At 28.6% G+C, this 25,867-nt stretch carries 26 protein-coding genes; 1 reads left to right on the plus strand and 25 read right to left on the minus strand.

Annotated elements, in window-relative coordinates; translation table 11 throughout:
- Window positions 1–101 precede the first annotated feature (101 nt).
- Entirely contained in the window at window positions 102–428 is a 327-nt protein-coding gene (locus JX287_RS06855) for a thioredoxin family protein (protein WP_204644050.1), read from the plus strand.
- A 240-nt stretch (window positions 429–668) separates the two neighbouring features.
- Here JX287_RS06855 and JX287_RS06860 read toward each other — a convergent pair whose 3' ends face one another.
- The 25 genes from JX287_RS06860 to JX287_RS06980 all read right to left on the minus strand — a co-directional run bounded on the left by JX287_RS06860 (window position 669) and on the right by JX287_RS06980 (window position 25,775).
- A complete protein-coding gene (locus tag JX287_RS06860; RefSeq protein WP_204644052.1) occupies window positions 669–1,715 on the minus strand; it encodes a zinc-binding dehydrogenase in 1,047 nt (348 codons plus the stop codon).
- 17 nt (window positions 1,716–1,732) lie between these two features.
- Window positions 1,733–2,776 carry a galactitol-1-phosphate 5-dehydrogenase gene (locus JX287_RS06865; RefSeq protein WP_204644054.1) on the minus strand — a complete coding sequence of 348 codons (1,044 nt, stop codon included), beginning with the start codon at window positions 2,774–2,776 and terminating at the stop codon, window positions 1,733–1,735.
- Between the two features lie 106 nt (window positions 2,777–2,882).
- Entirely contained in the window at window positions 2,883–4,148 is a 1,266-nt protein-coding gene (locus JX287_RS06870; protein ID WP_003147182.1) for a PTS galactitol transporter subunit IIC, read from the minus strand.
- A gap of 27 nt (window positions 4,149–4,175) precedes the next feature.
- Window positions 4,176–4,454: a PTS sugar transporter subunit IIB gene (locus tag JX287_RS06875; RefSeq protein ID WP_003147183.1), complete on the minus strand. Its 279-nt coding sequence runs from the start codon at window positions 4,452–4,454 to the stop codon at window positions 4,176–4,178.
- A gap of 4 nt (window positions 4,455–4,458) precedes the next feature.
- A complete protein-coding gene (locus JX287_RS06880) occupies window positions 4,459–4,920 on the minus strand; it encodes a PTS sugar transporter subunit IIA (RefSeq protein ID WP_204644056.1) in 462 nt (153 codons plus the stop codon).
- A 13-nt stretch (window positions 4,921–4,933) separates the two neighbouring features.
- Window positions 4,934–5,326 (minus strand): hypothetical protein, encoded by a 393-nt coding sequence (locus JX287_RS06885; protein ID WP_204644058.1) that lies wholly within the window; start codon window positions 5,324–5,326, stop codon window positions 4,934–4,936.
- Window positions 5,310–6,788: a BglG family transcription antiterminator gene (locus tag JX287_RS06890; protein WP_204644059.1), complete on the minus strand. Its 1,479-nt coding sequence runs from the start codon at window positions 6,786–6,788 to the stop codon at window positions 5,310–5,312. Before JX287_RS06890 ends, JX287_RS06885 begins: the two co-directional genes overlap by 17 nt.
- 351 nt (window positions 6,789–7,139) lie before the next feature.
- Window positions 7,140–9,305, minus strand: coding sequence for a hypothetical protein (locus tag JX287_RS06895; RefSeq protein WP_239650358.1), 2,166 nt, complete (start codon window positions 9,303–9,305; stop codon window positions 7,140–7,142).
- 231 nt (window positions 9,306–9,536) lie between these two features.
- Window positions 9,537–9,833 (minus strand): DNA topoisomerase IV, encoded by a 297-nt coding sequence (locus JX287_RS06900; RefSeq protein WP_204644061.1) that lies wholly within the window; start codon window positions 9,831–9,833, stop codon window positions 9,537–9,539.
- A gap of 72 nt (window positions 9,834–9,905) precedes the next feature.
- The gene (locus tag JX287_RS06905; RefSeq protein ID WP_204644063.1) at window positions 9,906–11,168 is read right to left on the minus strand and encodes a competence/damage-inducible protein A; all 1,263 of its coding nucleotides are present in this window, start codon (window positions 11,166–11,168) and stop codon (window positions 9,906–9,908) included.
- A 171-nt stretch (window positions 11,169–11,339) separates the two neighbouring features.
- Complete coding sequence (locus tag JX287_RS06910) at window positions 11,340–12,713, minus strand: polysaccharide deacetylase family protein (protein ID WP_204644071.1); 1,374 nt, start codon at window positions 12,711–12,713, stop codon at window positions 11,340–11,342.
- Between the two features lie 219 nt (window positions 12,714–12,932).
- Window positions 12,933–14,393, minus strand: a complete 1,461-nt coding sequence (locus JX287_RS06915) for a DEAD/DEAH box helicase (protein WP_204644073.1) — start codon at window positions 14,391–14,393, stop codon at window positions 12,933–12,935.
- A 192-nt stretch (window positions 14,394–14,585) separates the two neighbouring features.
- On the minus strand, window positions 14,586–15,479 hold the full coding sequence (locus JX287_RS06920; protein WP_239650359.1) for a serine hydrolase: 894 nt from the start codon (window positions 15,477–15,479) through the stop codon (window positions 14,586–14,588).
- 233 nt (window positions 15,480–15,712) lie between these two features.
- Window positions 15,713–16,468 carry a GNAT family N-acetyltransferase gene (locus JX287_RS06925; RefSeq protein WP_204644077.1) on the minus strand — a complete coding sequence of 252 codons (756 nt, stop codon included), beginning with the start codon at window positions 16,466–16,468 and terminating at the stop codon, window positions 15,713–15,715.
- A 40-nt stretch (window positions 16,469–16,508) separates the two neighbouring features.
- Window positions 16,509–17,678 (minus strand): tetratricopeptide repeat protein, encoded by a 1,170-nt coding sequence (locus JX287_RS06930; protein ID WP_204644079.1) that lies wholly within the window; start codon window positions 17,676–17,678, stop codon window positions 16,509–16,511.
- Window positions 17,679–18,626 (minus strand): polyprenyl synthetase family protein, encoded by a 948-nt coding sequence (locus JX287_RS06935; RefSeq protein WP_204644081.1) that lies wholly within the window; start codon window positions 18,624–18,626, stop codon window positions 17,679–17,681. It lies immediately after the preceding gene.
- Window positions 18,627–18,643: 17 nt separating this feature from the next.
- Window positions 18,644–19,030 carry a hypothetical protein gene (locus JX287_RS06940; RefSeq protein ID WP_204644083.1) on the minus strand — a complete coding sequence of 129 codons (387 nt, stop codon included), beginning with the start codon at window positions 19,028–19,030 and terminating at the stop codon, window positions 18,644–18,646.
- Between the two features lie 212 nt (window positions 19,031–19,242).
- Window positions 19,243–19,431 (minus strand): hypothetical protein, encoded by a 189-nt coding sequence (locus JX287_RS06945; RefSeq protein ID WP_204644085.1) that lies wholly within the window; start codon window positions 19,429–19,431, stop codon window positions 19,243–19,245.
- 134 nt (window positions 19,432–19,565) lie between these two features.
- Window positions 19,566–20,036, minus strand: a complete 471-nt coding sequence (locus JX287_RS06950) for a DUF4064 domain-containing protein (protein ID WP_204644087.1) — start codon at window positions 20,034–20,036, stop codon at window positions 19,566–19,568.
- A 634-nt stretch (window positions 20,037–20,670) separates the two neighbouring features.
- Window positions 20,671–21,900 (minus strand): sensor histidine kinase, encoded by a 1,230-nt coding sequence (locus tag JX287_RS06955; RefSeq protein WP_204644089.1) that lies wholly within the window; start codon window positions 21,898–21,900, stop codon window positions 20,671–20,673.
- Window positions 21,893–22,570: a response regulator transcription factor gene (locus JX287_RS06960; protein ID WP_204644091.1), complete on the minus strand. Its 678-nt coding sequence runs from the start codon at window positions 22,568–22,570 to the stop codon at window positions 21,893–21,895. Before JX287_RS06960 ends, JX287_RS06955 begins: the two co-directional genes overlap by 8 nt.
- A 423-nt stretch (window positions 22,571–22,993) precedes the next feature.
- Window positions 22,994–23,137, minus strand: a complete 144-nt coding sequence (locus JX287_RS06965) for a hypothetical protein (protein ID WP_048803311.1) — start codon at window positions 23,135–23,137, stop codon at window positions 22,994–22,996.
- A 27-nt stretch (window positions 23,138–23,164) separates the two neighbouring features.
- Complete coding sequence (locus JX287_RS06970) at window positions 23,165–23,746, minus strand: methyltransferase domain-containing protein (RefSeq protein WP_204644093.1); 582 nt, start codon at window positions 23,744–23,746, stop codon at window positions 23,165–23,167.
- A 102-nt stretch (window positions 23,747–23,848) separates the two neighbouring features.
- Window positions 23,849–24,934 (minus strand): GTP-binding protein, encoded by a 1,086-nt coding sequence (locus JX287_RS06975; RefSeq protein ID WP_204644095.1) that lies wholly within the window; start codon window positions 24,932–24,934, stop codon window positions 23,849–23,851.
- A 28-nt stretch (window positions 24,935–24,962) separates the two neighbouring features.
- A complete protein-coding gene (locus JX287_RS06980; RefSeq protein WP_204644097.1) occupies window positions 24,963–25,775 on the minus strand; it encodes an MIP/aquaporin family protein in 813 nt (270 codons plus the stop codon).
- Window positions 25,776–25,867 lie beyond the last annotated feature (92 nt).

Raw genomic sequence — 25,867 nt, forward strand, 5'->3', positions numbered from 1 at the left:
AATTGAAAATGAAAACTTAAAATGAAAATTAGAAACTAAGCATTCTTCATGCTAACAATTAATTTTTGTGATATAATCTTAGTCATAAATGAGGTGATTATATGTTTAATTATATAGAAAAATTAAATTCTATAGAACAATTTAAAGTATTAAAAGAAGATAATGAAAAAATTGTCTTTGTATTTTCTGCGACGTGGTGTCCAGATTGTATCATGTTAGACCGTTACTTAGAAGAAACGATGAACAAGTTTCCTGAAATAAAATTTATCTACGTTAACCGTGATGATTATCCGGAAATAGCTCAAGCTCTTGATATTTTTGGTATTCCTTCTTTTGTAGGTTACAAAAATAATGTAGAAGTTAGTCGATTCGTATCTAGACTAGCTAAAACTCAAAAAGAAGTAGAAGAATTTTTAAAGAAAATTTAGTATCACTAAAAACTCCTATATAGATTTTTCTATATAGGAGTTTAATCGAACCCAAAAATCATTACTATATCATTATAGGCCCTATTTCTTTATCATAGTATATACCCATTCCCCTAGTTCTATTAACTGAATGATTAACTAAATTTAATAGTTATTTTGCATAAAGTTGGAATTTCGAATGAAAAATGATACTCTTAATCCCATACTACTCCTTAAATAACTATATTATTGTATTAATAATTATTCTATATCTTCATTTGATTTGATTAATACTTTTATCTCTTTTCCCGACATTACCGCTTCAAATGCATTTCGAGTGTTCTCTAATGAAAATATTTTAGTAATCATTTTATCTGTAGCAATTTTATTATTTGCTAATAAATCTAACGCTAAATCCCATGACGATGGTTTTTGAGATCTCGAACCAATATAGCGTATTTCTCTTTGAATAATACTTTCCTGATTAAGTTCATTCATTTTTTTAGCAAATAATCCAATTTGAACAAAATCACCTTTTTTCTTAACAAGTGGCAAAGCATTATTTACTGCGAATACAGATCCTGAACAATCAAATATTTTATCAACACCATATCCATCAGTTTCTTTTAATATAACTTCTCTTAAATCTTCAACTAGGCTATCCACCGTCACATCGATTCCTATTTCTTTAGCTAAATCTAATCGTGGTTTATCTTTTGTAATCCCTGTAATTATAACTTTTGCTCCATTAGCTTTTGCCACTTGTGCAGCTAATAACCCTATTGGTCCCGGCCCAATAACAAGAACAGTTTCCCCCTCTTTTATTGATGTTTTTTCCATAACAGAGTGAGTACAACATGCTAATGGCTCAGTTAAAGAAGCTGCTTTCAAGCTCACTGTTTCTGGTAGAACATGACAACTTTCTTCTCTTGACAATACATATTTTGCCATACTACCGTTAGCCTGTGTACCTATTCCTTTTCTATTATCACATAAGTTATAATCTTTCGATTTACAGTATATACATTGTTCACAAGTTTCAAAAGTAGTTTCACTAGTAACTCTATCCCCAACTTTCACATTTTTAACATCTGGTCCTACTTCAACTACAACTCCCGAAAACTCATGACCTAATGTAACTGGTAATCCTTTAGCATTATATTCTCCTTTGAAAGTATGAATATCCGACCCACATATTCCGGTGTATGCTACTTTAATTTTTACCCTATCACCATATACTTGAGGTTCTTCAACATCCAATAATTCTAAATTATCATAACCTACTTTTGTTTTTACTGCTGCTAACATATTATTATCCTCTTTTCTTATAATTCTGGAAGAATAAGGACTTTCCCAAATGGTTCTGTTCTTCCTAATATCATTTCAAAAGCTTTATCAACATCTTTCAATGTAAATTTATGTGTAATTAAGCTTTCTACATCAATTTTATTTTTAGAAATTAATTCTATTGCATTAGTCCATTCTCTACCTGGGAACGGGGCTGAATAAGAATTCCAAGAACCTTTTAAAGTCAACTCTTTTCTAAATATGCTCTCAAATGCTTTTTCTTTAAGTGTTATATCTTTATAAGCAATTCCTAAATAACCAACTTTACCATGCTTCTTAGTTAATAATAAGGCCTGCTCTTGTGTAACAACACTACCCGCACATTCTAAAGAAATATCTGCACCTTTTTCATCAGTATATTCGTTTACTTTCTCTTCTAAATTTTCAGATAATGGATTTATAATCTGAGTAGCTCCCAACTTTCTAGCTAATTCTAATTTTCTATCATCAATATCAACAACTATTACTTTCCCAGCTCCTGCAGCCTTAGTTGCCTGTAAGACTAACATTCCTATAGTTCCAGCCCCTAATACAACAACACTATCTCCTAGATTTATATCTATTCCCATAACTGCATGCATTACAACTGCTAATGGTTCAATGAAGCTTGCCTTAGTATATTCTAAATCTCCTATTTTCAAAAGATTTTCCTCAGGTATAACGGAATATTCTGCAAAACCACCGAATCTATGTGATCCAATCATAGTGTAATTTTCACACATTGAATATAAGGATTGTTTACAATATTCACATTCATTACATGGCATAAAAGGAACACAGACAACTCTATCACCTTTCTTAAATTTTGTGACCTTATCTCCAAATCCAACTACTTCTCCACAGTATTCATGACCAATTACTGCTGGATATCCATATTTCCATTTAGTTTGCATCTTGTGAATATCTGAGCCACATATTCCACAAGAATGAACTTTTATTCTTATATCATTTTCACCTAATTTATGTTCCTCTATTTCTTTATATTCAAATTTTTTATGCTCGTACATAACCGAAGCTTTCATTTTATATACCTCTCTTTTCTAATTAAAACAGCACCATAATCAACTACTTTCTACTAAAGATTATAGAACTATGGTGCCATAGAAATTTATTATTAACAATTATATTTTAATAAAATAATTGTGAGAATTTTAAGATAACCCAGTTAAAGAAGTTACCACCCATGTCTAATGAACTTAAACTTGTATGTCCATGACTATATTGTTCTAATCCTTGCATCATTTGCGTATGAACTCCGATGAAGTCTGTTGCCATAAGTAATGATAAAGCAATTACCACTGTTCCAGCTAATACTGAGTGGAAGATATTCCCTTTTCTACTTGCTACGATGAATGATACGTAGAACGGAATAGTAGCTAAGTCCCCAAATGGTAAAACTTTGTTACCAGGAATAATGATTGCTAATAGTAATGTAATTGGAACTAAGATTAATCCTGTTGAAATGTTAGATGGATGTCCAATTGAAACCGCAGCGTCAAGACCAATGTATAGGTCTCTACCTTTGTAACGCGTTTTCATAAAGTCACGTACAGATTCAGAAATTGGGATTAATCCTTCCATTAATAATTTAACCATACGAGGCATTAATAACATGAATGCTCCCATCGCAATACCTGTTTTTAATACTAAACCAACATCTCTCCAGTTAACTAATGCTTGTAAAATCATACCTAAGAATGTACCTACTACCATTGGTTCACCAAAGATACCAAAACGTTTTTGAATTGTTTCAGAGTCTATATGAATATCTTTAATAACTGGAATTTTAGCTATCAGCCAACCAATTGGAATGCCTACAAATCCGAATGCTGCTGTAGATCCTGTTGGTAATGAGATACCTTTTAGACCATACACATCTTGAACCATTTTTTGAGTTCTATCTGCCATTAATAATACCATTACTTCGTATAGAACAGCACATAAAATACTGAATGACCATGAACCTCCTGATACTATGTATCCTGTTGCTCCAGCTGCAATAAAATGCCAGTAGTTCCAAATATCAATATCCAATGTTCTAGTTAGTTTTAATGCAATCATAATAACGTTAACTAAAGCACATATAGGAATTAAAATTGCTGCTACAGGTGATGCCCAAGAGCCTGCCGCTGCCCCTGGCCAGCCAACATCAATAGTACTTAATGAAATACTATATTTTTCTACTAATTGCTCTGTAATAGGGCCTAAATTAGTAGTTAAAATACCCACAACTAGGTTAATACCTACAAACCCAATCCCTATAGTTAGTGCACTACGAACAGCTTTACCTACAGGTACTCTAAATATAATAGCTAAAATAAAGATTGCTATTGGTAAGATAACAGTAGGTCCTAAACCTAATATATAATTTGTTATATCTAATAATTTTTGCATAACGTTTCTCCTTTATTTATTTTTTAATTATCTTAAGTGACTTAAAATTTCTTCATCTAACTCTTCTTCACCAATCCCCATAATATAATTAGTTGCAATTATACTAGGAATTGAGTAGGTAGTTGGTAAAATTGTAGTTGAAACTATCAAATCCGCCTCATTTTGCAAACTAGCAGCTTCTGCTATTTTAATTTGTTTAATATCTACATCAAGATTATGTTTTTTTATCAATTCTTCAACTCTAGATACAACTATTGTTGATGTCGCTATACCTGCACCACATGCAATTAATACTTTTTTTGTCATTTTCTTAAATCTCCTTATTTTTTATAATATTTAAAATTTGCTTTTTATTATTAATCTGTATGATTTTATTATAAAAATCTTCATCAGAAAATTTTTTTATAACACTTGATAGTGCTTTTACTTGATTTTCATTTTTACTAATTAGCAGTAACAGAAAAACATTTACTTCAAGATCTTTTGAATTCGTAGCCATATCCCTGAATATTACGCTCTGTTTCGGTTTTACTACGGCTATTGCATCTTTTTTTATATATTTGGAATCTGTATGTGGAATAGCTATACAATATTTAGGAAACTCAAGTCCTGTTGGAAATGTTTTTTCTCTTTCTATTACAGATTCTGTATACCCATCATTTATATATTTTTTTTTGTTTAATTCTTTTGAAACATTATTTAAAACTTCCAAAAAGTTATTTCCCTCAACACCCAAATATATATTATCTTCCGAAAACAATTCATCTAACATATAAATACCTCCTTTACACATATTTTGAAATTTCTTCAAATTTTCTTTTATTACTCTTTAATATTATATTTCTTTTATTTTCTATTAAAAGATTTCTTACAATATTTCTAGCTTTATCTTCAGCTTCTTTGTCATTCTCTTTTATCAAAATAAACAATACATCATCTTCAAAATTATCTACTCTTACTACTATATTTTCTTTAATATTATTATTTATTAAATGTGGTAAATAAAAATTTTTATCTACCTTTATACAACCTAATTCTTCTCTTGCTTCCAAATCCTTCAAAAATATTTGCTTTGAAAATATCCATGAATTATTCTCTAAATAACTTGCTACGTCAATATAAATATCTTCTAACCTTACTTTTTTTTCATTATTAAATACTCTAAACTTCATTGCCATTACCATACACCTTTCTGTTAATATTCTGAATATCTTCATCATTTAGCATAACATTTACGAAAACAGCATCTTGTTTATCTTCTAGTTTCACTGTAGATATTATAAAACTAATTTTACTCAAGTCATAAAACTTTATATCTTTAGTAGACACAACATCTACTACTTCTATATTTTTAAGCTTATCTTCTATTCTTTTTTTTAAAAATAGAGATGTACCAAAACCACTATTACAAACTAATACTACTTTTGTTTTTAAATTGTTCAATTTTAATATTGACTCAGTATATACAGTTAAATACGCTATTTCATCCTCACTTATTTCTTCTGATAATATTTTTCTTGCTAATACACTCACATCGGAGAACTGTTTCGAATAGCCTTCTTTTATTTTATTTAACAAAGGATTTTTTATGCTAATTCCATATTTTAATCGTCTCATTAATGCTCTGATATGCAGTATAAATAAATAATAAATATTATCTCTATTTTCATTTGCCTTATTATTTGTATTAGAAACAGCTTCTAGAAATTCATTAACAATGTTTTCAATTTCTTCTTTCACCTCAAAATCAACATCATTATTTAAATTCCCTACTCCCATGCTAACAAGATACTGATAGATGTAATAAATTTCATTGGGTGGTAAACTTATAAAGAATTCATTCTCAATATCAGCAGCAATACTCTCAGCTTCATAATAGAATTTTTTATCAGTTATATTAGGAAATTCATTATTTTCTAAATAATTTTCACTATTTATTCTTTCTATTGCAATAAGTAAATGAACTACTAAATTAATATAATACAAATCACCTATTGTATACGGAAGATTTTTTTCGTGTTTCGATATAATTCTTTCAACTATTTCTATTTTTCTAAAATCAAATTTAGAAGATAGTTCTTTTAATGTATTTTTTTCAATTCTATCGGAATAATATACTTCTGCATTTTCATCTTCTGTAAATGAATAATCTCGAATTAAATTCATTATATTTTTTCTAATATTTTTCTCATCACCAATTATTTTAGTTCCTAATCTCGTTTTTTCTAATTTTATATTCTCATTAGCAAGTCTATCTTCTAAATAATTTAAATCATTTACTATACTCGATTTTCCCACAAAGTTCATTTCGGCTAGTTCTTCAATAGAAGTATAGTTTTTTGAATTTATTAATAAATAATATAATATATTAACTCTACGTTCTTCTAAAGAATACTTAACTAATTGCTTTTGAGGAATTTTTTCAATGAGAAAATTCGAAAACAACATTTTTATTCCACTACCTTGTTTTTTTAATAGTTTAATCTCTTTTACATCCTTAACTATTTTTTCTATATCCCTGTAAACCGTTTTAGTAGATATCCCCATTTTTTCTGCAATAACATGTACAGGTAAGAAATCTTCTGCTTCTTTTAATATCTGTAACAATTCTACTTGGCGATTTTCTAATTTTCTTATCATCCTCATCCCTCCCTGTTTATATTATAATACGTTTTCATAAAAGACAGAATACCATTTAATGTCTATATTAATATGGACATTAAATGATTTTCTACTGATATACACCAATTATTATTGTATTAATATCAAGTAAATAATTATTTTAAAAAGATAATATCATATTATTTATATTATTTTTTTAAAATTTTTAAAATTAACCTTTATACAAAAATAACACTAAATAATTTTTATTATTTTTTAATATAATAAAAAATTAAATAAATAACGTTTAAATAAAAATAAAAGGATGCTTATCTCTGCTCAGCACAGATAAACATCCTTTTATTATCTCATATTTAATAACCATTCTTTTTACCTCAAGTAATACAATGGTCCTAAAATTTTTCTAATATTTTCTGTTGATTCAAATTTTATATCCAATGCATCATCAACAGTTTTTATCTTATTATTTTCTATCATCTCTTCAAGTGTAGATGGTACTACACTCAATTTAAATATTGGTGTGATTTTTAAATCCGAAGTAGGAACAATATTATACAGTTCATTTTCTTTAATTTTCTGATCTGCAAAAATTTCTTTAGTACTTTTATCCATATTTACTTTCACAGTTTTATTCGCTATAAAATGAGATAATGAATAACCAGATCTAGGAACTACTAGTATTTTATTATTTTTTGTAGCATCACCAATACTATTAAACTCATCTACATGTAGTATATTAGATGAATCTTTTGAAAAATTAATATTCCCAGAAAAAGCATTTTCAAATTCAACTTTAAATAATTTTCTATAAACAGCATTAAATTCAATATCTTTCCCTTTTTCAGTTACAACCGCACCTAATTCATTAGTTTGCAAAAGTTTATTTTTAGAAACTCTAATTTTCTCAGAATTTTCTCCAGCAATTAAATAATCACCATTCGCCTGCCAACCTAAAAATTCCTGATCCGTAACTCCTGTAGCCGTAGGTAAATTAGCCATACTATCTATTCTTGAACCAACTAGTACATCTTGACCATCTGATAAAAATTTATCTATTCCTCTTCCTACGAATTTGACATTAACCCATTCACTTTCTACTTTTTTAAAGTAAATTTCTAGAATAGTTTCAGAAGTAATGTATTCATCATCATTTATAACTTTTTTATTAGATCTAAATAGTACTTCGTATCCTGTGCTTGGTTTAATTTTTTTACGTAACTCAGATAATAATTCTCCAATTTTTTTTGTTTCAGGCCATTCTATATCTTTATCTCTAATACTCTCATCAACTTTACCAAAACGTTTATTATAATCATCTTGTCGTATTTTAAGAGTATTAACATTTTCTTTATAATTAGCCTTAATAATGATACTATTATTAACCTTCTCCTCGGACAAGTCCTTTACATCTTTAATCTTAGAATTATCACTTGCATTATAAATAGAATAACTCTCTACATGATACTTCTCTTTACTAAAGAACTTTGTATCTATTTCACTTAATTTTTGACTAGTTAATAAAGTCACTCTTTTTTTTGAACTTCCATTATCTAATACTACCTTAGTATTATATTTAGCTTGAATTTTTATATTATTTCCCAATACCTGTGAACTCACTACCTCTTTATCATCAAGGTAGAAACCAGAAAATTCATACTTATCATCTTTAGATGCAATTTCCTTGATATCATTTTCTTTAACAAAACTTGAAAAAGTTGTTCCTTGTTTTATAAAATATTCTTTATTATCTTTTTTCAACTCAGATGGATATTCCACAGTTACTTTATTCCAATAATCTTTATCTTGAGCTAATTTTACTTCGATTTTCTTAGCTAGATAAGGTAACTCAATATTTTCCGAATTCAACTCTTTTCCATCAATTAAGATAACAGCTTTCTTATAACTATAATATTTATCAGGGTTATAATACTGTTCAATCTCGTATGGATAAACTGCAACCTTATCTTCTTGAGGAATATTTCTAAGTTCAATATTCCTATTTACAACTTCTTTGTTACCTTCACTTACTACTAAATTAATATTCTTCTTAGTAAAATATATTTTACTAGATTTTGAATATTCTAAATTCTTAATACTGCCATTATTGTCAATATCGTAAGTCATTACATTCATTATTATTCTAGTATTCGGAGCGAAAAGTTTTAGTAAACTTTTATCAACTATTTTCCCATTACCACTCTTTTTCAATGGTATTCTAAAAAGCTCATTTGGGATATTGTTACTATCTAACGAATAAAAAATTAAAAAATTATATGAATTTTTTTTATAGCTAAGTAATTCAGCACTATATTCAAGTTCATCCATGTTACTGTGAATAACACTATTTTTTATTACAGGAAGAGAATAATTTCTATTATTATTGAATATATCAAAATTAAATATATTTTCTCTGAAAACGGTGTCTGTTACTGTTGTGTTGTAATCTGTAAAGTAATCAGCTTTGATTTTAGAATCATCAATAGTTGTAATGCCTAAACATAATAAACCTGCAGCTATCAATTTACAATATTTCAATATTTCTCCTCCTTTCACCTTTTTACTATTATCTATTATATCATATTCTTTAATAACCATTATATAAAAAATTGTTTAAATAAAACTAAATACATTTTTATTCAACTAAAAATCATTCGTATTCGTTTCAATAAATTCAGGTAAACTAAAGTTTTAAAATATATAACATCACAAAATCGACCTATAAGTGGAAAAACACTTATAGGTCATTTTTTCATTCTCAATGTTATTTTAAGCTTCGCTTATATTTTCTAACATTATTTGATCATTAGATATACTAACTTCATCATATTCGTAATCTTCTTCAAAATCGTACGAATACTCCTTATACAGGAACATCTCATTAGAGTAATCTAAGAATTCCTCTTCAGGAACAGAAAACTCTACTTCATTGTAGCTTTCATCAGCATAATCTGATAAAATTTCATCTTCATAGTCTATTTCAGTATTGAAGTCCTGGGAATATTCATCATCTTGCCCGTACCTGGGATCCGGCGACTCCAAACTAGATAAGTTCATTGTATACATAATCAATCTCCTTAAATATCTTTTTTTATTATTAATATTATACAAAATAGTATATCATTTTACAAGTAAAAACTATAGTTTTTTCAAAATATTTTTTCTAACTTCTTCAAGGGCTTCTACACTTGTTCTATAGCGAATTAGCTCCCTATCTCCAGTAAATAAACACTCTTTAACACTAATATCACCTTGAGCATAAATCCCTATATAAGTTAAACCAACAGGTTTACCACTTTCATCACTGTTAGGTCCTGCTATTCCTGTTGTCGCTACTGCAAAATCAGCTCCTAATCTTTTTGCTGCTCCTAAAGCCATTTCTTTAGCTACTTCTTCACTAACAGCACCGAATTTTGCTAAAGTTTCTTCATTTACTCCTAAAGTATTAATTTTTGATTTATTTGAATAACAAACTACACCTTCAAGAAATGATTCTGAAATTCCACTTTTTTCTACCAACATAGAAGAAATCTTTCCTCCTGTTAAAGACTCGGCTACTGATATAGTGAAATTATTTTCTATAAGAAGATTAGCAACCACATTATTCATTTCTGTTTGTGTTCCTGATATATCTTCATCTCCTACAAGATATATGTACTCCCCTACTCTTTTCTCAATCTCTTTCAATTGTTCGTTTATAAGTTGTTCACATTCATTCTTATCTTCACTGCTAGCTGTTATACGAAGTAGCACTTCTCCAGTTTTAGCATAAAGTGCTAACGTAGGATTTGTTTGATTATCCATTATATCTTTAATTTTAGTTTCTAATAAAGACTCTCCTATACCATAAAATCTTACGTATTTAGATATAAAATGCTTATTACTAAATTTCTCTAAATATGGTTTTACACTTTTCTCGAACATATCACGCATTTCTCGTGGTGGTCCAGGTAATAAAATTATTCTTTTATTATTTTCCTCAATTATTATACCCGGTGCAGTTCCACAAAAGTTTTCTAATACTATTGCTCCTTCAGGAATCATAGCTTGTTTTTTATTATTTTCTGTTATTATATTTCTACCTGATCTAGTAAGTCTCTCTAGTATTTTTACCCATGAATACTCATGAAAATAAAACTCTCTTCCAAAATATTCTGCCGCGCATTCTTTTGTAATATCATCATCAGTAGGCCCTAAACCACCAGTAATAATAACCGTGTCATTCTCTAAGAATGCACTCTCTAATGTCTTAAGTAATCTCTCTCTATTATCTCCTACAGTTGTTTGTCGAAAAACTCCAAGCCCCAGAGCAGCAAGTTCTTTTGATAGATATGCTGTGTTTGTATTAACTATATCTCCTAATAATAATTCAGTCCCTACCGAAACTAATTCAACTCTCATAATAATCTCCTTACAATATTCACATTATTTCTTTCAATTATATTCTACATCAAAACTATAAAAAAATAAATTATATAATCTCTTCAAATACTAACTTGCAATAATTATTAAAATAAAAAAAGTCAGTTATAAGAATTCTAATATTTAAAATTCTTATAACTGAGCTCTTCTCTATTCTCTATTAGTATATGATTGATGAAGTTCTAATTGATCACCCATAAGTTCTTCAACTGTTACCATTTCAAATCCTTGTTCAGTTAGATATTGTAATACCGATGGTAATGCATCAATTGATGTTTGATGAATATCATGCATTAAGATAATTGATCCTGGTTGAGCTTTTCTAACTTCTTTCATTATAGAAGCAGTATTACGGTTTTTCCAATCTAGTGTATCAATATCCCATAAAATGAATGATTGATCAACCGCTGCTTGAATAGCCCCATTGATAGCTCCATAAGGAGGTCTCATAATGTGAACATCTTGTCCACTTGCTTTTTTCAATGCTTCAGTTGTATCATTAATTTGTTTTTTCGCTTGTTCTAAACTAATACTTGTTAAAACAGGATGATCCCAAGAGTGGTTACCAATTTGATGACCTTCTGCAATAACTTGTTTAATAAGATCTTCATTTCCTTCCACTGCATGACCTACCATAAAGAATGTACCTTTAGCTTTATATTTTTTCAATAATTCTAATGCTACAGGAGTAGTCTGTGGATTTGGTCCATCATCGAATGTTAATGCCACAGCTTTTCTATTTCTTTTCTTAACATATTCTTTATATTTTTCTAAATCTGCACCTTTTAAATAACTTTCTGTTATATACTTATATAAATCAGTTATCGGAACTTCTACTGAACTAACTTCTCCAACTTTATCAATATTTATGTTAAATTTAGATTCTCCATAAGTGAATTTCCAGTCAGCCATATCTTGATCACGAAGCTTAACTATAGCATCTTTTCCTTCTGCTTCAGATACTCCACGAACTTCTAATTGTTTTTGTATTTTAAATAAAAACTTTTTCTTAGCATCATCTGGAGAAGCAAATAAACTAGATAAAGTAAATGGTTTCCCTTCATTTGTTAAGAAAATACTAGATAAATTAGACTCTGTTGCCGCTTCTACATTCTTATCAGATATCTTATGAGTAACTTTCTCAACACTTAATTCTGATACATTGGCAAAATTACTTTCTTTTTCTTTACTTCCATAGAAAACAATTTCTTTAATATCTTTGTTAAAATCTAGCTCCCCTTCAGCTAATCCTTTTGTTTCCTCATCTAAACGAGATTTTATTTCATCTGCATTAGAAGAGTTTGAGTTTGGATAATAAACTTTTACAAATTTATCACCTAACCAACCGGTTTTTGAACTGCTATCTTTTGCGAAATCCGATTTATCAGCAGCTTCTACCGTATCTTTAACCTGCGATTTAAAATTATACTCTTGCCATTTTTGGTAAGCAGGTTCACCATAGAATAATAAGAATGCACAAATTGCTATAAATAATACACCTAAAAAGACACCTAATTTTTTCATTATTCTTATTCCCTTCATTAAGTTTTTTATCACATTTTAAAAGATATAGAGAATTTATCTTTTTAAAAAGAGCTCGCTATATCCTTCTAAATTAATAAAAATTACACATTACTATTATACCTTAAACTACAGAATTTCTCCAGTATATTCATTAAAAATTACATTAATAATTTTATATAACAAAAAGACATCAATCAACAGATTGACATCTTTTCCTTATTATTTGTTTTGCATTCTACGACCTTTTTTGTCGAAGAATTTCTTATCTGTTCCCCTACGTTCATTACGATTTTTCTTATCTCTATTATCTGAACGACGGCGTCTATCATTTCCTCTATTTGATCGTCTTCCACGCTCTTGTTTACGAGGTAGAGGTTTTTCAAATGATAGTTCTACGTCAACATCTTTTTTATCATTAATTAATTTGCTTAGTAGAATAGTGATTACTTTTTCTGCATTTGTTTCAGCTAACAATTTATTAGCTAGGCTATTAAATTCAACATGGTTATTATCCATTTCCGAAACAACTTCGTCAAATAATCTGTTGTGACGAGCTTTCTTCACTTCATCTTGTGAATAAGGACGTAACATTTTCATTCTTTCACCACGAGAATTCTCAATATCTTTCAGATAAGGCATCTCAACTGGATTTAAGAATGTAATTGCCACTCCAGACTTACCTGCTCGACCAGTTCTTCCAATTCTATGAGTATAACTTTCTACATCTTGTGGGATATCAAAGTTATATACATGAGTCACATCACTAATATCAATACCACGAGCTGCAACATCTGTTGCAACAAGGATTTGTAATGAGTTATTTTTAAATTTACGTAAAATTTCTAAACGCTTAGATTGAGTGATATCTCCGTGTAATCCTTCAGCTAAATATCCTTTAGCAATTAAAGCACTTGCTAATTCATCAACACGACGCTTAGTTCTACCGAATACAATTGCTAGGTTAGGATTTTGAACATCTAAAAATCCAATTAGCGTCTCTAGTTTTTCATTCTCTCTAGCGATTGTAGCATATTCAGTAATATCTGGTTTAAGATCTTCATCACTCATAGTTTTAATTAGTTTATAATCTCTCATGAAGTCTTTTGAAAGTTCCATTATTGTTTTAGGCATTGTCGCAGAGAACAATAGTGTTTGATGTCTTGAAGTTATTTTCGATAAAATAAATCTAACATCCTCTATGAATCCCATATTTAACATTTCATCGGCTTCGTCTAATACTAGATGTGTTAATGAATCTAATTTAATTGTTCTTCTATTAATATGATCGATAACACGACCTGGTGTTCCCACTATAATTTGAGGATGTTTTTTCAAGTCTTGAATTTGTCTTTCAATACTTGTTCCGCCAAATACAATACTTACTTTTAATCCTTTAGCTCTTGACATTAAGCGAAGTTGTTCCCCAACTTGCTGAGCTAATTCTCTTGTTGGCGCTAAGATTAATGATTGTAATTGATCATTACGCCTTACTGTATCTACTAACGGTATTCCAAAAGCACCTGTTTTTCCTGATCCTGTTTGTGCTTGTGCTAAAATATCAATTCCCGATAATACGTATGGGATTGTCTCTGTTTGAATACCAGTTGGAGATATGAAATTCATGTTGGTTAGTGATTGAACTGTCTCTTGACTAACCCCTAATTCTTCAAATGTTGTCATTTGTTTCTCCTTAATTTATCCAATTTTATATACTGTCTTATTTATATAACCTGTTAATTATAGCATGAAAATAAAAATTAATAAAGGGATATGAGTAACCTTAATATTTGACTAACAATCTATTTAACTTTATGTATTAAAAATATCACAAAAAAATTAGATAGGTCTCTTATTTCCTATCTAATTCTTTTATTACATATTGTTATTTGTAATTTCATCAATTTTTTTAGCAATTTCTTTTATTGCTTGTTTTGACTTATTCAGTTTATTTGTATAAATTAACAACATATAATCCTTATCACCAAATATTATAGCTGTTTCATGATAATTAGAACCCAAAGCACCGTACTTACTAGCTATTTTTTTATTCGGTATTCCATCTTTTATTACTTCTCCAGCTTCAGAATCTTCTAGGTACTTAATTAATTTTGGATACTTATCACGTTCATTGTAAAGTTTTGTCCAAACAACCTCCATCATTGCTGGCGTTATTCTATTCTTTTGAGCTTCCTCCATTGATAAATTCACACCTAAACTATCCAAATACTTCACCAATAGGTCTGCTGCTGTGGCACTATCTCCCACAAGCATGTTTGTAGCTGTATTATCAGAGTACTGTAGCATATTTTGAATAACATAATCTAATTTATAGCTATTTTTCTTCTTACTATTAGTGATTTGTCCATTTCCTTCTTCTAAATGGTTCTCATTATAATATATATCGGCATCTTCTGATACTTCACCATTTCTTATGCGGTCATATATTCTCATTGCATACACTACTTTTATTGTACTTGCAGCTGTAAAGTATTTGTTTTCTTCTTGTCCATATTTATATCCTGTAGAAAAGTTCTTGTAGACAACTCCTATCTCATTGTCTCCCTTATATTGCTCTACTATGTTATCAAAAGCTTCATTAAGTTCTGTCTCACTAAGTTTCGTATTTTCAGATGTTGATTCTTCTCGTTGATTTTCTTTATTTTGTTCTTGTTGTTGAGCTAATTCTTGCTGCTTAGCAGCATCCTTCTTTGCTTTAAGATGTCCACCCGCAGAAAATACTCCATATACAACCAAAATAACAGCCATCGATTCTATAATAAACTTTAAAAATCTCTTAAATTTTCTCTTCACTACAATAATCACATCCTTTTTCCACATATTTTCTACGTTTCTTCTACTAGTTTACTACATATTAACTATTTTCTCAACAGGAAACATGGAACTTCAACATCCCTAATAATGTTTATAAAAAAGATACGACTCAAGTAATCTAATTTCGAGGAAATCATGATCTATGAGTCGTTCACTCTCTTTACTAATTATATTTTCGTTTTTAAATAAAAATCCTGTTCTGAAATTTTTGAAAATCCAATATTTTCATACATATACTTAGGTGTATCATTAGCATCAGCTACTAAAAGAACATTCTCTTTACGTTCACTCTTTATAGCGTGAGTAATAATATGCTTAGCTATTCCACGATTTCTATACTCAGGTGCTATATATAAATTATCTATCTCAAAGAAATTACTCTTAACTATAATATTAGCTGATCCTACTATTTTTTCTCCATCTTTAGCTACAAGTTGTTTGATATTTTCTGATCTAATATTTTCATACAATAAAGTTTGATTGTGTTCTGCCCACTCTTCATTACTAGCCTCTACATCTATTTTATACTGAAACTCCAAATATCTGTTTAAATCAACTTTTTGAAGATATTCTACCTGAAATTCGCTTAGTTTTGGTTCTACAAAATTTTTGATATTTAAGTAATATAAAAGTAAATTAATTTCGCTAAAACCTTCTTTCTTTAAATATCTTTTAAGCTTCCAAGATAGTTTTATATTTTCTAACGCAGCCAAATGAATAAAATTAACACCTTTATCTCTAAAAAAGTTTCTACAAGACGCAATGTAGTATTCCAGTTCATCTATAGAAATTGGTTCTTTTTTCATTAATAAGTAATTTCCGCTAAAGTATAATTTTGACTTTAACGTTTGGTAAATTACATAACTATCAGTTTCAACTACCGACTTAGCTCTAGTATATATATCTTTAAAACTATAATTCATAACTAACACCTCCTATCCTATCCCTAATTTTTTCTTGATTCTAATGATGATGACCATGTGGTCCATGATGTTGCTCGAAATGACTGATTATATCTCGTACTCTCGCACTTCCTGTTAAGTCATAAACATTTCTTAAAGTTTCTAAATATGTTGGTTCATCATGTAAAACTTCAAAATAAGTAACAACTTCTTCCTCAACAAAGTCAATATAATCCTCTTCTTCAGATAAAGCATTTAAAGTAGCACCAAGAAGGATTGGATCATCTTTTATTAGTGAGTTTTCATTATATAAGTCATAGATTTTTTCATATTCAAATAGTGATTTAAGAGCATTAATAGTAATAAATAAAGTTTGCTCTGAAATTCCTTGAGAAGATAATACTTCTTGCATAAGTGTACGAATGTTATCATATTGTTGATCATCTTTATATAAAGAAATTAAATGTAAGTATGCACTAATCGCCATACCTTGTAATTCAATATATTTCTCTAAATATTTCTTAGCTTCATCACCTTTAGACATATGTCCTAAATGTAAATATGCTTCAGTGAAATCAGGATCTAAAGCGATAGTTTTTAATAAGTGCATTTTTGATTTTTCTAAATTTTGAATTTGATTATAGGCAAAAGCTAATGAGAATAATATACTTGCGTCTTCATAACCTCTACCATTTTGGTTATAAAAATCTATAGCTTCTTCAAATAATCCCAATGCAAATAAATTGTCAAATGCTGTTTGGAAATTTTCTAAAGATGGCTCTTCATAGAAAATTCTTTCACTTAAATTTTTTGCTTTATCTTCTCTACCAGTTGCTAAATAAATACCAACTAACTCTTTATCGATAGCACGAATTGCTTCATTAAAGTCTGTCCCAGCTCTTGCAGCTAAGAATTTATCCTCAGCAATTTCGTATAATTCATCTTCTAAATATATTAAACCTTCTTGATATAAAATTGATGGAGTTTTTGGTGAATTATATAATACTACCAAAGCATCATCTTTTCTATCTAAGTATAATAAATTGTGAACATAACCTTCGATAGCTGTATCATCTTCTCTATTTTGTTCATAAATAACTTTAGACAGTTCTAAACACTCATCAAATAATCCATAATCTAAAAGTATTGTACGAAATTCTTCTTGTTGTTCTCTATCTAATGCAGTAAAATCAATATCTTTTAATTCTTCTAAAAATTGTTGTAAATTCATTTAATTATCTCTCCTTGCTAACTTATTCATTATAAAAGTCAATTCATTTTTTACTGAAATTTCTATTTTATCTATACTATTTTGTGCTTTTAGCAAATAACGTCTACTTATATCGAGTGCCTCTGATAAAATTTTCTCATTATTTTTTATATAATCAATAATTTCCGTTTTCTCTTCAGTAATCGTTTCATTTGTGAAATTATTAAATAATTCAGGTTTTTCTTCTCTTGCAAGTAATGCTGGTAATGTGATATTACCATTCATTAAATCCTGTCCCACTTCTTTCCCAAGATTCTCAGCTCCACCAGCGAAATCTAAGTAATCATCAATAATTTGATAACTCATTCCTAGGTAATAACCATACGAAAATGCACTTTTAATGTTTTCATCAGAAGCTTTAGAAACAATACTACCAGCAACACAAGCAAATGCAATTAAAATCGCTGTTTTTCTCTTAATTTTCTTTAAGTAATCTATTCGTCTAGTTTTAATATTGTATAAACCATCGGCTTGAATAAGCTCACCAATACAAAGTTCCTTAAGAGTCTCAGCTAAATAACTATGAATTCTCTCATCACTAAACTTCGCAACCTTATTTAAAACTATCGCAAATAAGTAATCACCTACATGTAGAGCAAATTCATTAGTATACTCTTTATTCATTGTAATACTACCGCGTCTCGTATCAGCATTATCAATAATATCATCATGAATAAGACTTGCAGTATGAATTATTTCAACTATACTAGCCATTCGAATTATATCTCTTCTATTCAATTCAAAATTTCCTAATTTAGCACATATAAGTAAAAGAAGGACTCTTACCCTCTTTCCACCATTTAAAAAATATCTTTTAATAATCTCATTTAATCTATCATCATCACATTTTGTGATATCTAAGATATCTTCTAAAACATCATGTACCAACGTATCATACTGTTTTAACATTTTATTCTCCATCATTTTTATACAAAGACCACAGTTTCACTATCAATTTCCTGGAATTCAATACCATAAAAATCAAACCACGTCTTTATTATACTTAAATAAAATTCTTCCTCACTCATCCTTTTAGTAACAAGTTGAAAATAACCAACCTTCATAGTATCCGTTAAAATACTTAACTTATCCAACTCATCTTTCAATATACTATAATACTCAAAACTATAATAATCCCCAAGTAATATCGATTTTGATTCGATATGATCATAATTAAATTTATGATTATATATTGAACTTAACGCACAAAAAATAGCAGTATTGTATTTTTCATTATTAAATTTATATTTTTCTATAAAAGGAATAATATTTAATTTTTCTATTAATCTCTCATTATAATTATATTTTATCATAATAAATCCTTCATTATTTGTCTTTATAAATTATACCACAATATCCCAATTTATTGAAATTTGATAGTCTAAATTTCAGATGAAAAATTTAATATTTTAGTTATCTACTAAAATATTAAAAAAAGAGTAACTTTAAAGGCATGATTAAAGTATCACTACCATAAAGTTACTCTGAAATTTATTAATTTTTAAAACTAAAATATTATGACTATCTATATCTTTTCAACAATTAAATCTGTATCATTATTTTTTAATATTTTTATTATATTTAATTCATTAATTAAAATTAAAAACATTACTAATGTAAGAATTGCTTTAGTAGATATATTATCCGTATTATTGCTAATCATACCTAGAAATACATAACAAATTATACTATTATGCCAATTAGATTGTTTCATATACTTCGAATTTTTAAAGCTTATATAAAGACTATATAAACTTATTAATATTTGACAAAACAATAAAATATTACTTAACATACACATTCACCTTTTTTAAAATATAGTAACCTAAAGCATTCTCAAATTTATTCTTACAGATAATTAACCGTTTCTTGATATTCCTGTGGGATTTCTTTTCTAACAAATAGCATAATCGCTACGATAAAGTAGAATAGATATACTGGAATTAATACTCCTACTGTTCCAATAGCTATTACTATCGCTAATAATAAGAAAAGTATTCCAGATAAAATACGTTTTTTCATTAAAAACGTCGCTAATAACGCCACAACAACTAATACGATTAACAGAACTGAATACATTTTTAAACCTTGAATTGTGTAATCAATTATTTGTTCAGCTGATAAGTTAACCCCATTTAAGTTAGCCCCATTAGGATTTTTTTCTAGTTCTGACTTAAATAAATTTAAAAACTTAGGATTATCTTTTAAAACTGAAATTTTAAAGAATGAGCTATACGCTAAGAACCCCGTTAAAACTATTAAAATGACATTAGCAATCCATGCTAACACTTTCTCCACTGTTCTTTTGAATGGTTTCATAATAAACCCCTCCTCCTATAAAATTAAAGGATTTCCCTTTTTCTAATTATAACATAAAACGTTATCAAAACATATAATAAATTACCTGAATTAGCAAATTTTATACCTTAAATGATGTTCTTAAAATTTAACTAATTAGAAATCTTTATTTTTTATATTTTCATCTTCAAGTGAATTTCTATTTTTTTAAAAGATATTTTTTATAAAATGATATATAGCATATCGATACAAAAATGAACAAACCGAATAAATATAAAATACTCTTTGTAATTTGATAGTCATCCATCGTTAATATAGCAATAGCTAAAAGAATTATTATCTCAACACAGTAAAAAATAACCGCTATAATTCTGTGAACTCTATCTAACTTTTTAGTGATTTTTTCGCATCACCGACAATCCCAATTAAGTAGTCAAAAAATGCGTCAAACATCATTTCTTCCCCTTTATTTTCCTCTATAAAAACTTATTTTTTTAATCTTATGAACCATTAATATATTTTTATTAATTATGTAGATTATAGCATTTTTATTTTATAATTACAAATTTTCTGTAATATTTATTATATACTCACCTATTAATTTCAAAACAAAAAATAATCTCCCAAACCAATAAGCTTGGAAGATTACCTTTTATTAAAATCTTTCATCAAGTGTAAAACGCATTTCTATTTTGAAGGTTCCATCTTCTGGTGCATAAGCACGAATTGTTTCTTTATGTTTTTCAGCAATAAGTTGTGCCATAGATAATCCTATACCATATCCCTTTATTGAACTATTTCTTGACTCATCTAAACGATAGAAACGATCAAAAACCTTACCTAAATCCCCTTTTTTAACATCAGCTTTATTAGAAACCTTCAAGATAGCATATTTCCTATTTTTCTTAAGATAAACTAGTATGTCACTTCCTTCTGGTGCATATTTAATGGCATTTTCTAATAATATGTCTATAAGTTGAACTATTGATGCTTGTTCTCCATAATAGTTTAATTTGTCATGAATTTCCGTAATAATATACCGTTTTTGAAAATCTGCTAATTCTCTGAACTCTTCAATTCTTGACTTCAAAGTCTCTGTTAAGTCAAAACGAGTACGTTCAACAGTATCCTTTTCTTCCATTCTACTAAATACTACCAAGCTATTTACTAGACTTGTTAGACGATCTACTTGATTATGAATATTGTTTGTCCATTTAGAATCACCATTCTCCATTTCTAATACATCAGCATTAGAACTAATAATAGCTAATGGAGTCTTTAACTCGTGACTAGCATCCGTTATAAATTGTCGTTGTTTCGTATAACTCTGCTGTATTGGTGCTATAACTCTTTTAGATATTAAAATAATAAGTAACAACACAGATACTATTACAACCATAGATATTAAGACGCTATTTTTCACGAATGATTCATACGAATCCAATTCACGCTGACAGTTTAGAAATAGAATTAAGTTTCCTACTTCTGATTCAACTTTTAAATACCTATAACTACCGATGAATCCACTAGCACCACCTTTTTCTAGAGCTTTAACTACCTTATTTTGTAAATCATCATGATTTGGTATTAATGTATCATCACGATATGCCTTTATTATTCTACCAACATCATCGACTTTAGCAATAGAAAAACCATTATAGTCTGTCGGATTTGATGAATTTTTCGTAATTACCAAGTCATCTCCATCTTCTGTGAAAATTTTTATTAAAGCCTGCGACTTAGAGGCATCTAATAGCGTTGTATCTATTCTTTCTTCAAGTTTATTAAAATTAATAAAATTTAGTGCAACTGCTAAAACAGTTATTACCACAGCTACACTACCTACTGCTGTTATTATAAATTTTCTTCTAAGACTCTTAAACATCTAGCATCTCCAGAGTATAACCTACATTCCTTGTAGCTTTAATGTGAATGTTTGCTTCTAATGCTTTTAATTTTTTTCTTAAATACGAAATATTGACCCATACTACATTAATTTCAGAATCACTATCATAACCCCAAACTCTCTCTAAAAATTGTTCTGTTTGTATTACATTACCCGGATTCCTCATTAGTAATTCCATCATTTGATACTCTTTATTTGACAATCTAACCTTATCTCTTTCTGTAGATAATTCAAATGTATTCTTATTTAGACTCACATTCCCTAGTTCTAATACATTACTAGTAAATGTTGCTTGTCTTCTTGTCATAGAACGAACTCTTGCTAGTAATTCTCTTGTGACAAAAGGTTTAGTTAAGTAATCGTCTGCACCACTATCTAAACCATAAACCTTATCTTCAATTTCTGATTTTGCCGTAAGTAACAATACAGGCGTACTTTTTTTATTTTTTCTTAATTTTTTTACAACTGTTACCCCATCCATTTGTGGCATCATAACATCAAGAATAGCTCCATCATATTCGTCTAGCATTAGATAATCTAGTGCATCTTGTCCATTATTCACCACATCAACTGAGTAATGATTATGTTTTAACATTGCTTCGAGAGCATCTGCTAAATCTTTTTCGTCCTCGGCTAATAATAACCTCATTGACTTTCACCCCTAACTAAATTTTTATGTTATTTCCCTAATAATAAGTCTATTATATATACACAAACTAAAATTAAGTTTAAACAATTTTTTAATTTTAAAAATATATTCCTCTTAACTTACAGTCTTCCTTATAAAAACTTAATATATTAAACTTCAATAATAAATAAACCTCAATACATAGAGTCTCTAGCATTTAAATCTATAACTTCACTTTCCTCTGTATACCTACATTTTACTTCATTTAGCAAAGTTGTGTCAAAAAAATGAAATCATTTTATTTTTTTATTATATAAAAATTATTTTAAATATATTTATATATAATAAATATATTTCTTATATATAATCTCAAAAATAGGAATTAAAATTTCTTTTAATATTCAAATTCAAATATATTTTTCTTGTACAGCTATAATAAAATAATTATTTTCTTCCGATAAGCAGTCCACTTTGTATGTAATCTTTCATACCTTTTCCATATCCCCATTTTTCTGCATACTCATCTGTTACATCAGAATTTATAATTTGGAACTTATTGAATCCTGCTTTTTTAATAATATCTACCATCTCTTCTTCCAGAAGAGCACCAGCCACTCAAGTGCAGTGCATCTGTTGGGAATTTTTCCACTCTAATGGCAATTCCTTTTTCAAGATGATATCTGATATTACAAACATACCATCTTCTTTTAAAATACGATATATTTCATCATATACTTTTTGTTTATCTGGCTCCAAATTTATAACACAGTTACTAATAACTCTATCAACTGATTTATCTTCTAAAGGAATATTTATTAGTTCGCCTTTAATAAATTCAACATTATCAAACTTCTTGTTATCTCTAACCTTTTTCGCTTTTTCTAACATTGAATCTAATCTATCTAAACCATATAGTGTTCCTACTTTTGGATTTTTCATCTTTGTTATGAAAATATCCATTCCAGCTCCACATCCTAAATCAATTAAAGACTGACCTTCTTTTATTTTTAAGTGATTAATTGGATTTCCACAAGACAGCCCCATGTTTATTTCATCAGGAAATTCATTTATTATTTTTTCATCATAACCTAACGATTTACTTAGTTGTTTTGGATCAATTTTTGTCTTTTGTTTATTTTTAGAAATATTATCATAGAAGTTATCAACTGATAATCTTATTTTGATATTATTATTCATTTTATCACCATCCCTTTATATTAAATAGTTGCTTGAATCATTTGATTCAAGCAACTAGCACTTATTCTTTATTCTATCATAGAAGACTATTTTTTTCTATAATTATAGTTTAACGATTTCTCTGTATCTAAATGTTGGATTTGGACGTCCAGGGATTAAAGCATTTAAAGTTTCTTCTTTATATCCTACTACATTAAATACACGTTCAACTTCTTCTTTTACAATCTCAACTAGTTTATCTGGGTGAACTTCTACACGTGCATTGACTGTAAGAAATACTTTATCACTAGCATTGTCTAATTTACGTAGCGTTGCAGTTTCTTTCTTACCTACAATATTACCTACTAAACCTTCCTCTTTACCTTGTAACAAGAATTTAACGTGACCTACATTTAGATTTAATAAATCGAATCTTTCACCTAAGTTAGCTAAGAATGCAGTAGCTAATGTTTCAAAAGATTCTTCTTTTTCGATAGCATAAGTTCCATTTAACCATCCGAATAGTGCCTCTCCATCAGCATATGTATCGTAGTCTACTTCTACAATTCTTCTTCCTACTTCTTTTTCACTGTTGATAATGTAATCAAACCACTCGTCTAAACCTTCTCCAGTTTTAACACTTGCAGTTAGAACATTTTCGTTATTAAATTCTTTTTTAGTTTTTTCTACTAAATCAGCTAATTCTTCTTCTGATAATAATTCAACTTTATTAATTAAGATAACATCCGCTTCTTCAAATTGTTTATAAATAATATAATCTCCAGGATTTGAATGATCTTTTAATACAGCTTTTAAACGAGTTGGATCAGCTAAAGCTGTAAGTTGTTTTAAATTAACTTGTTCTTTGTATTTTTCTTTTAAAGGTTGCATAATAGTCGCTGATAAATCAGTACAACTTCCTACTGGTTCTGCTAAAATAATATCACTGTTATTTGCTTCTTGTAGATGAGCAATTGCATTAGCAAATCCACCAAAGTTACAACAGAAACAACTCCCACTTACTTCCTCAACAATGTCATTATTAGTTTCTAAAAATGTAGTATCAACTAATTCACTTGCTTGGTCGTTTGTAATTAATCCTACTTTACGTCCTTTTTCATTTAAACGTTTCGCAACTTCCCATAGAAGACTAGTTTTCCCAGCTCCTAAAAATCCACCTACTAAAATTAAATCTATTTTGTTTGTCATAATTCTTTTCTCCTCTAACTTTATTATATTATTTGTTTAATTCATTTTGTCTTTTTAATGCTGGTTCTAACACTTTAGTAAATAAGTATCCAGCTAATACTCCACCTACTATTGGCCCTAGTATATAAACCCAGAAAAAGCCACCACTAGCATCTGGAAATGCTGCTGATTTCCAACCAAATACCCACGCTACTAAACGAGGTGCGAAATCACGCGTTGGATTCATACCAGCTTGAGTAATTGGCGCTAGTAAACACAATAATGATCCAACAGTTAAACCTATTTGTACAGGAGCCATATTATCATTTGGTCTTCCTACATTAGCACCTTCTGTAAATAAGAATATAATTAAAACTAATAAAAACGTTCCTAGTGCTTCTACAACAAATGCCACTGGCATAGAAATGTTATAACCACCTGGTTGATTATAATACTCTCCGAACATTTTCGCTGTAGCAACTGATTCAAATGTTCCACGTACTATGTTCTTTTTGACCTCAAACTGTGCTATCGATGAACTATAAATTCCATACATTACTAATGAACCTAGTAATGCTCCGATAAATTGTCCTGCAATATACGTTGGTAATCTCTTAACACTCATTCTACCTGTAAGGACCATTGCTACTGACACCGCTGGATTAAAATGTGCATTACTTAAATTTCTAGTCATATATATACCAAAAGTTACGGCAAATGCCCATAACATACCAATTTGGAACAAACTTTGATGTGCATCATATAATACCGCTGCTGCTACAGAACCTGTCCCAAAAAGAACTAATATAAACGAACCAATAACTTCCCCCAAGAAGTCATTTCTTAATGAATATTTCTCCATGAATATCCCCCTTAATTTATTTATATAAACATATTATATCAAAATTAAGACTATATTTTAATAATTATTTTTTATTTTACAATGTATATACA

Origin of the sequence: Gemella haemolysans (assembly GCF_901873445.1) — a bacterium.
Taxonomy (GTDB): Bacteria; Bacillota; Bacilli; order Staphylococcales; family Gemellaceae; genus Gemella; species Gemella haemolysans_C.

What these genes read in the sequence shown, in the direction of transcription:
- JX287_RS06855 (WP_204644050.1), top strand. Translation starts at nt 102, where the DNA reads ATGTTTAATTATATAGAAAAATTAAATTCTATAGAACAATTTAAAGTA.
- JX287_RS06860 (WP_204644052.1), bottom strand. Translation starts at nt 1,715, where the DNA reads ATGTTAGCAGCAGTAAAAACAAAAGTAGGTTATGATAATTTAGAATTA.
- JX287_RS06865 (WP_204644054.1), bottom strand. Translation starts at nt 2,776, where the DNA reads ATGAAAGCTTCGGTTATGTACGAGCATAAAAAATTTGAATATAAAGAA.
- JX287_RS06870 (WP_003147182.1), bottom strand. Translation starts at nt 4,148, where the DNA reads ATGCAAAAATTATTAGATATAACAAATTATATATTAGGTTTAGGACCT.
- JX287_RS06875 (WP_003147183.1), bottom strand. Translation starts at nt 4,454, where the DNA reads ATGACAAAAAAAGTATTAATTGCATGTGGTGCAGGTATAGCGACATCA.
- JX287_RS06880 (WP_204644056.1), bottom strand. Translation starts at nt 4,920, where the DNA reads ATGTTAGATGAATTGTTTTCGGAAGATAATATATATTTGGGTGTTGAG.
- JX287_RS06885 (WP_204644058.1), bottom strand. Translation starts at nt 5,326, where the DNA reads ATGGCAATGAAGTTTAGAGTATTTAATAATGAAAAAAAAGTAAGGTTA.
- JX287_RS06890 (WP_204644059.1), bottom strand. Translation starts at nt 6,788, where the DNA reads ATGATAAGAAAATTAGAAAATCGCCAAGTAGAATTGTTACAGATATTA.
- JX287_RS06900 (WP_204644061.1), bottom strand. Translation starts at nt 9,833, where the DNA reads ATGTATACAATGAACTTATCTAGTTTGGAGTCGCCGGATCCCAGGTAC.
- JX287_RS06905 (WP_204644063.1), bottom strand. Translation starts at nt 11,168, where the DNA reads ATGAGAGTTGAATTAGTTTCGGTAGGGACTGAATTATTATTAGGAGAT.
- JX287_RS06910 (WP_204644071.1), bottom strand. Translation starts at nt 12,713, where the DNA reads ATGAAAAAATTAGGTGTCTTTTTAGGTGTATTATTTATAGCAATTTGT.
- JX287_RS06915 (WP_204644073.1), bottom strand. Translation starts at nt 14,393, where the DNA reads ATGACAACATTTGAAGAATTAGGGGTTAGTCAAGAGACAGTTCAATCA.
- JX287_RS06920 (WP_239650359.1), bottom strand. Translation starts at nt 15,479, where the DNA reads ATGGCTGTTATTTTGGTTGTATATGGAGTATTTTCTGCGGGTGGACAT.
- JX287_RS06925 (WP_204644077.1), bottom strand. Translation starts at nt 16,468, where the DNA reads ATGAATTATAGTTTTAAAGATATATATACTAGAGCTAAGTCGGTAGTT.
- JX287_RS06930 (WP_204644079.1), bottom strand. Translation starts at nt 17,678, where the DNA reads ATGAATTTACAACAATTTTTAGAAGAATTAAAAGATATTGATTTTACT.
- JX287_RS06935 (WP_204644081.1), bottom strand. Translation starts at nt 18,626, where the DNA reads ATGTTAAAACAGTATGATACGTTGGTACATGATGTTTTAGAAGATATC.
- JX287_RS06940 (WP_204644083.1), bottom strand. Translation starts at nt 19,030, where the DNA reads ATGATAAAATATAATTATAATGAGAGATTAATAGAAAAATTAAATATT.
- JX287_RS06945 (WP_204644085.1), bottom strand. Translation starts at nt 19,431, where the DNA reads ATGAAACAATCTAATTGGCATAATAGTATAATTTGTTATGTATTTCTA.
- JX287_RS06950 (WP_204644087.1), bottom strand. Translation starts at nt 20,036, where the DNA reads ATGAAACCATTCAAAAGAACAGTGGAGAAAGTGTTAGCATGGATTGCT.
- JX287_RS06955 (WP_204644089.1), bottom strand. Translation starts at nt 21,900, where the DNA reads ATGTTTAAGAGTCTTAGAAGAAAATTTATAATAACAGCAGTAGGTAGT.
- JX287_RS06960 (WP_204644091.1), bottom strand. Translation starts at nt 22,570, where the DNA reads ATGAGGTTATTATTAGCCGAGGACGAAAAAGATTTAGCAGATGCTCTC.
- JX287_RS06965 (WP_048803311.1), bottom strand. Translation starts at nt 23,137, where the DNA reads ATGGTAGATATTATTAAAAAAGCAGGATTCAATAAGTTCCAAATTATA.
- JX287_RS06970 (WP_204644093.1), bottom strand. Translation starts at nt 23,746, where the DNA reads ATGAATAATAATATCAAAATAAGATTATCAGTTGATAACTTCTATGAT.
- JX287_RS06975 (WP_204644095.1), bottom strand. Translation starts at nt 24,934, where the DNA reads ATGACAAACAAAATAGATTTAATTTTAGTAGGTGGATTTTTAGGAGCT.
- JX287_RS06980 (WP_204644097.1), bottom strand. Translation starts at nt 25,775, where the DNA reads ATGGAGAAATATTCATTAAGAAATGACTTCTTGGGGGAAGTTATTGGT.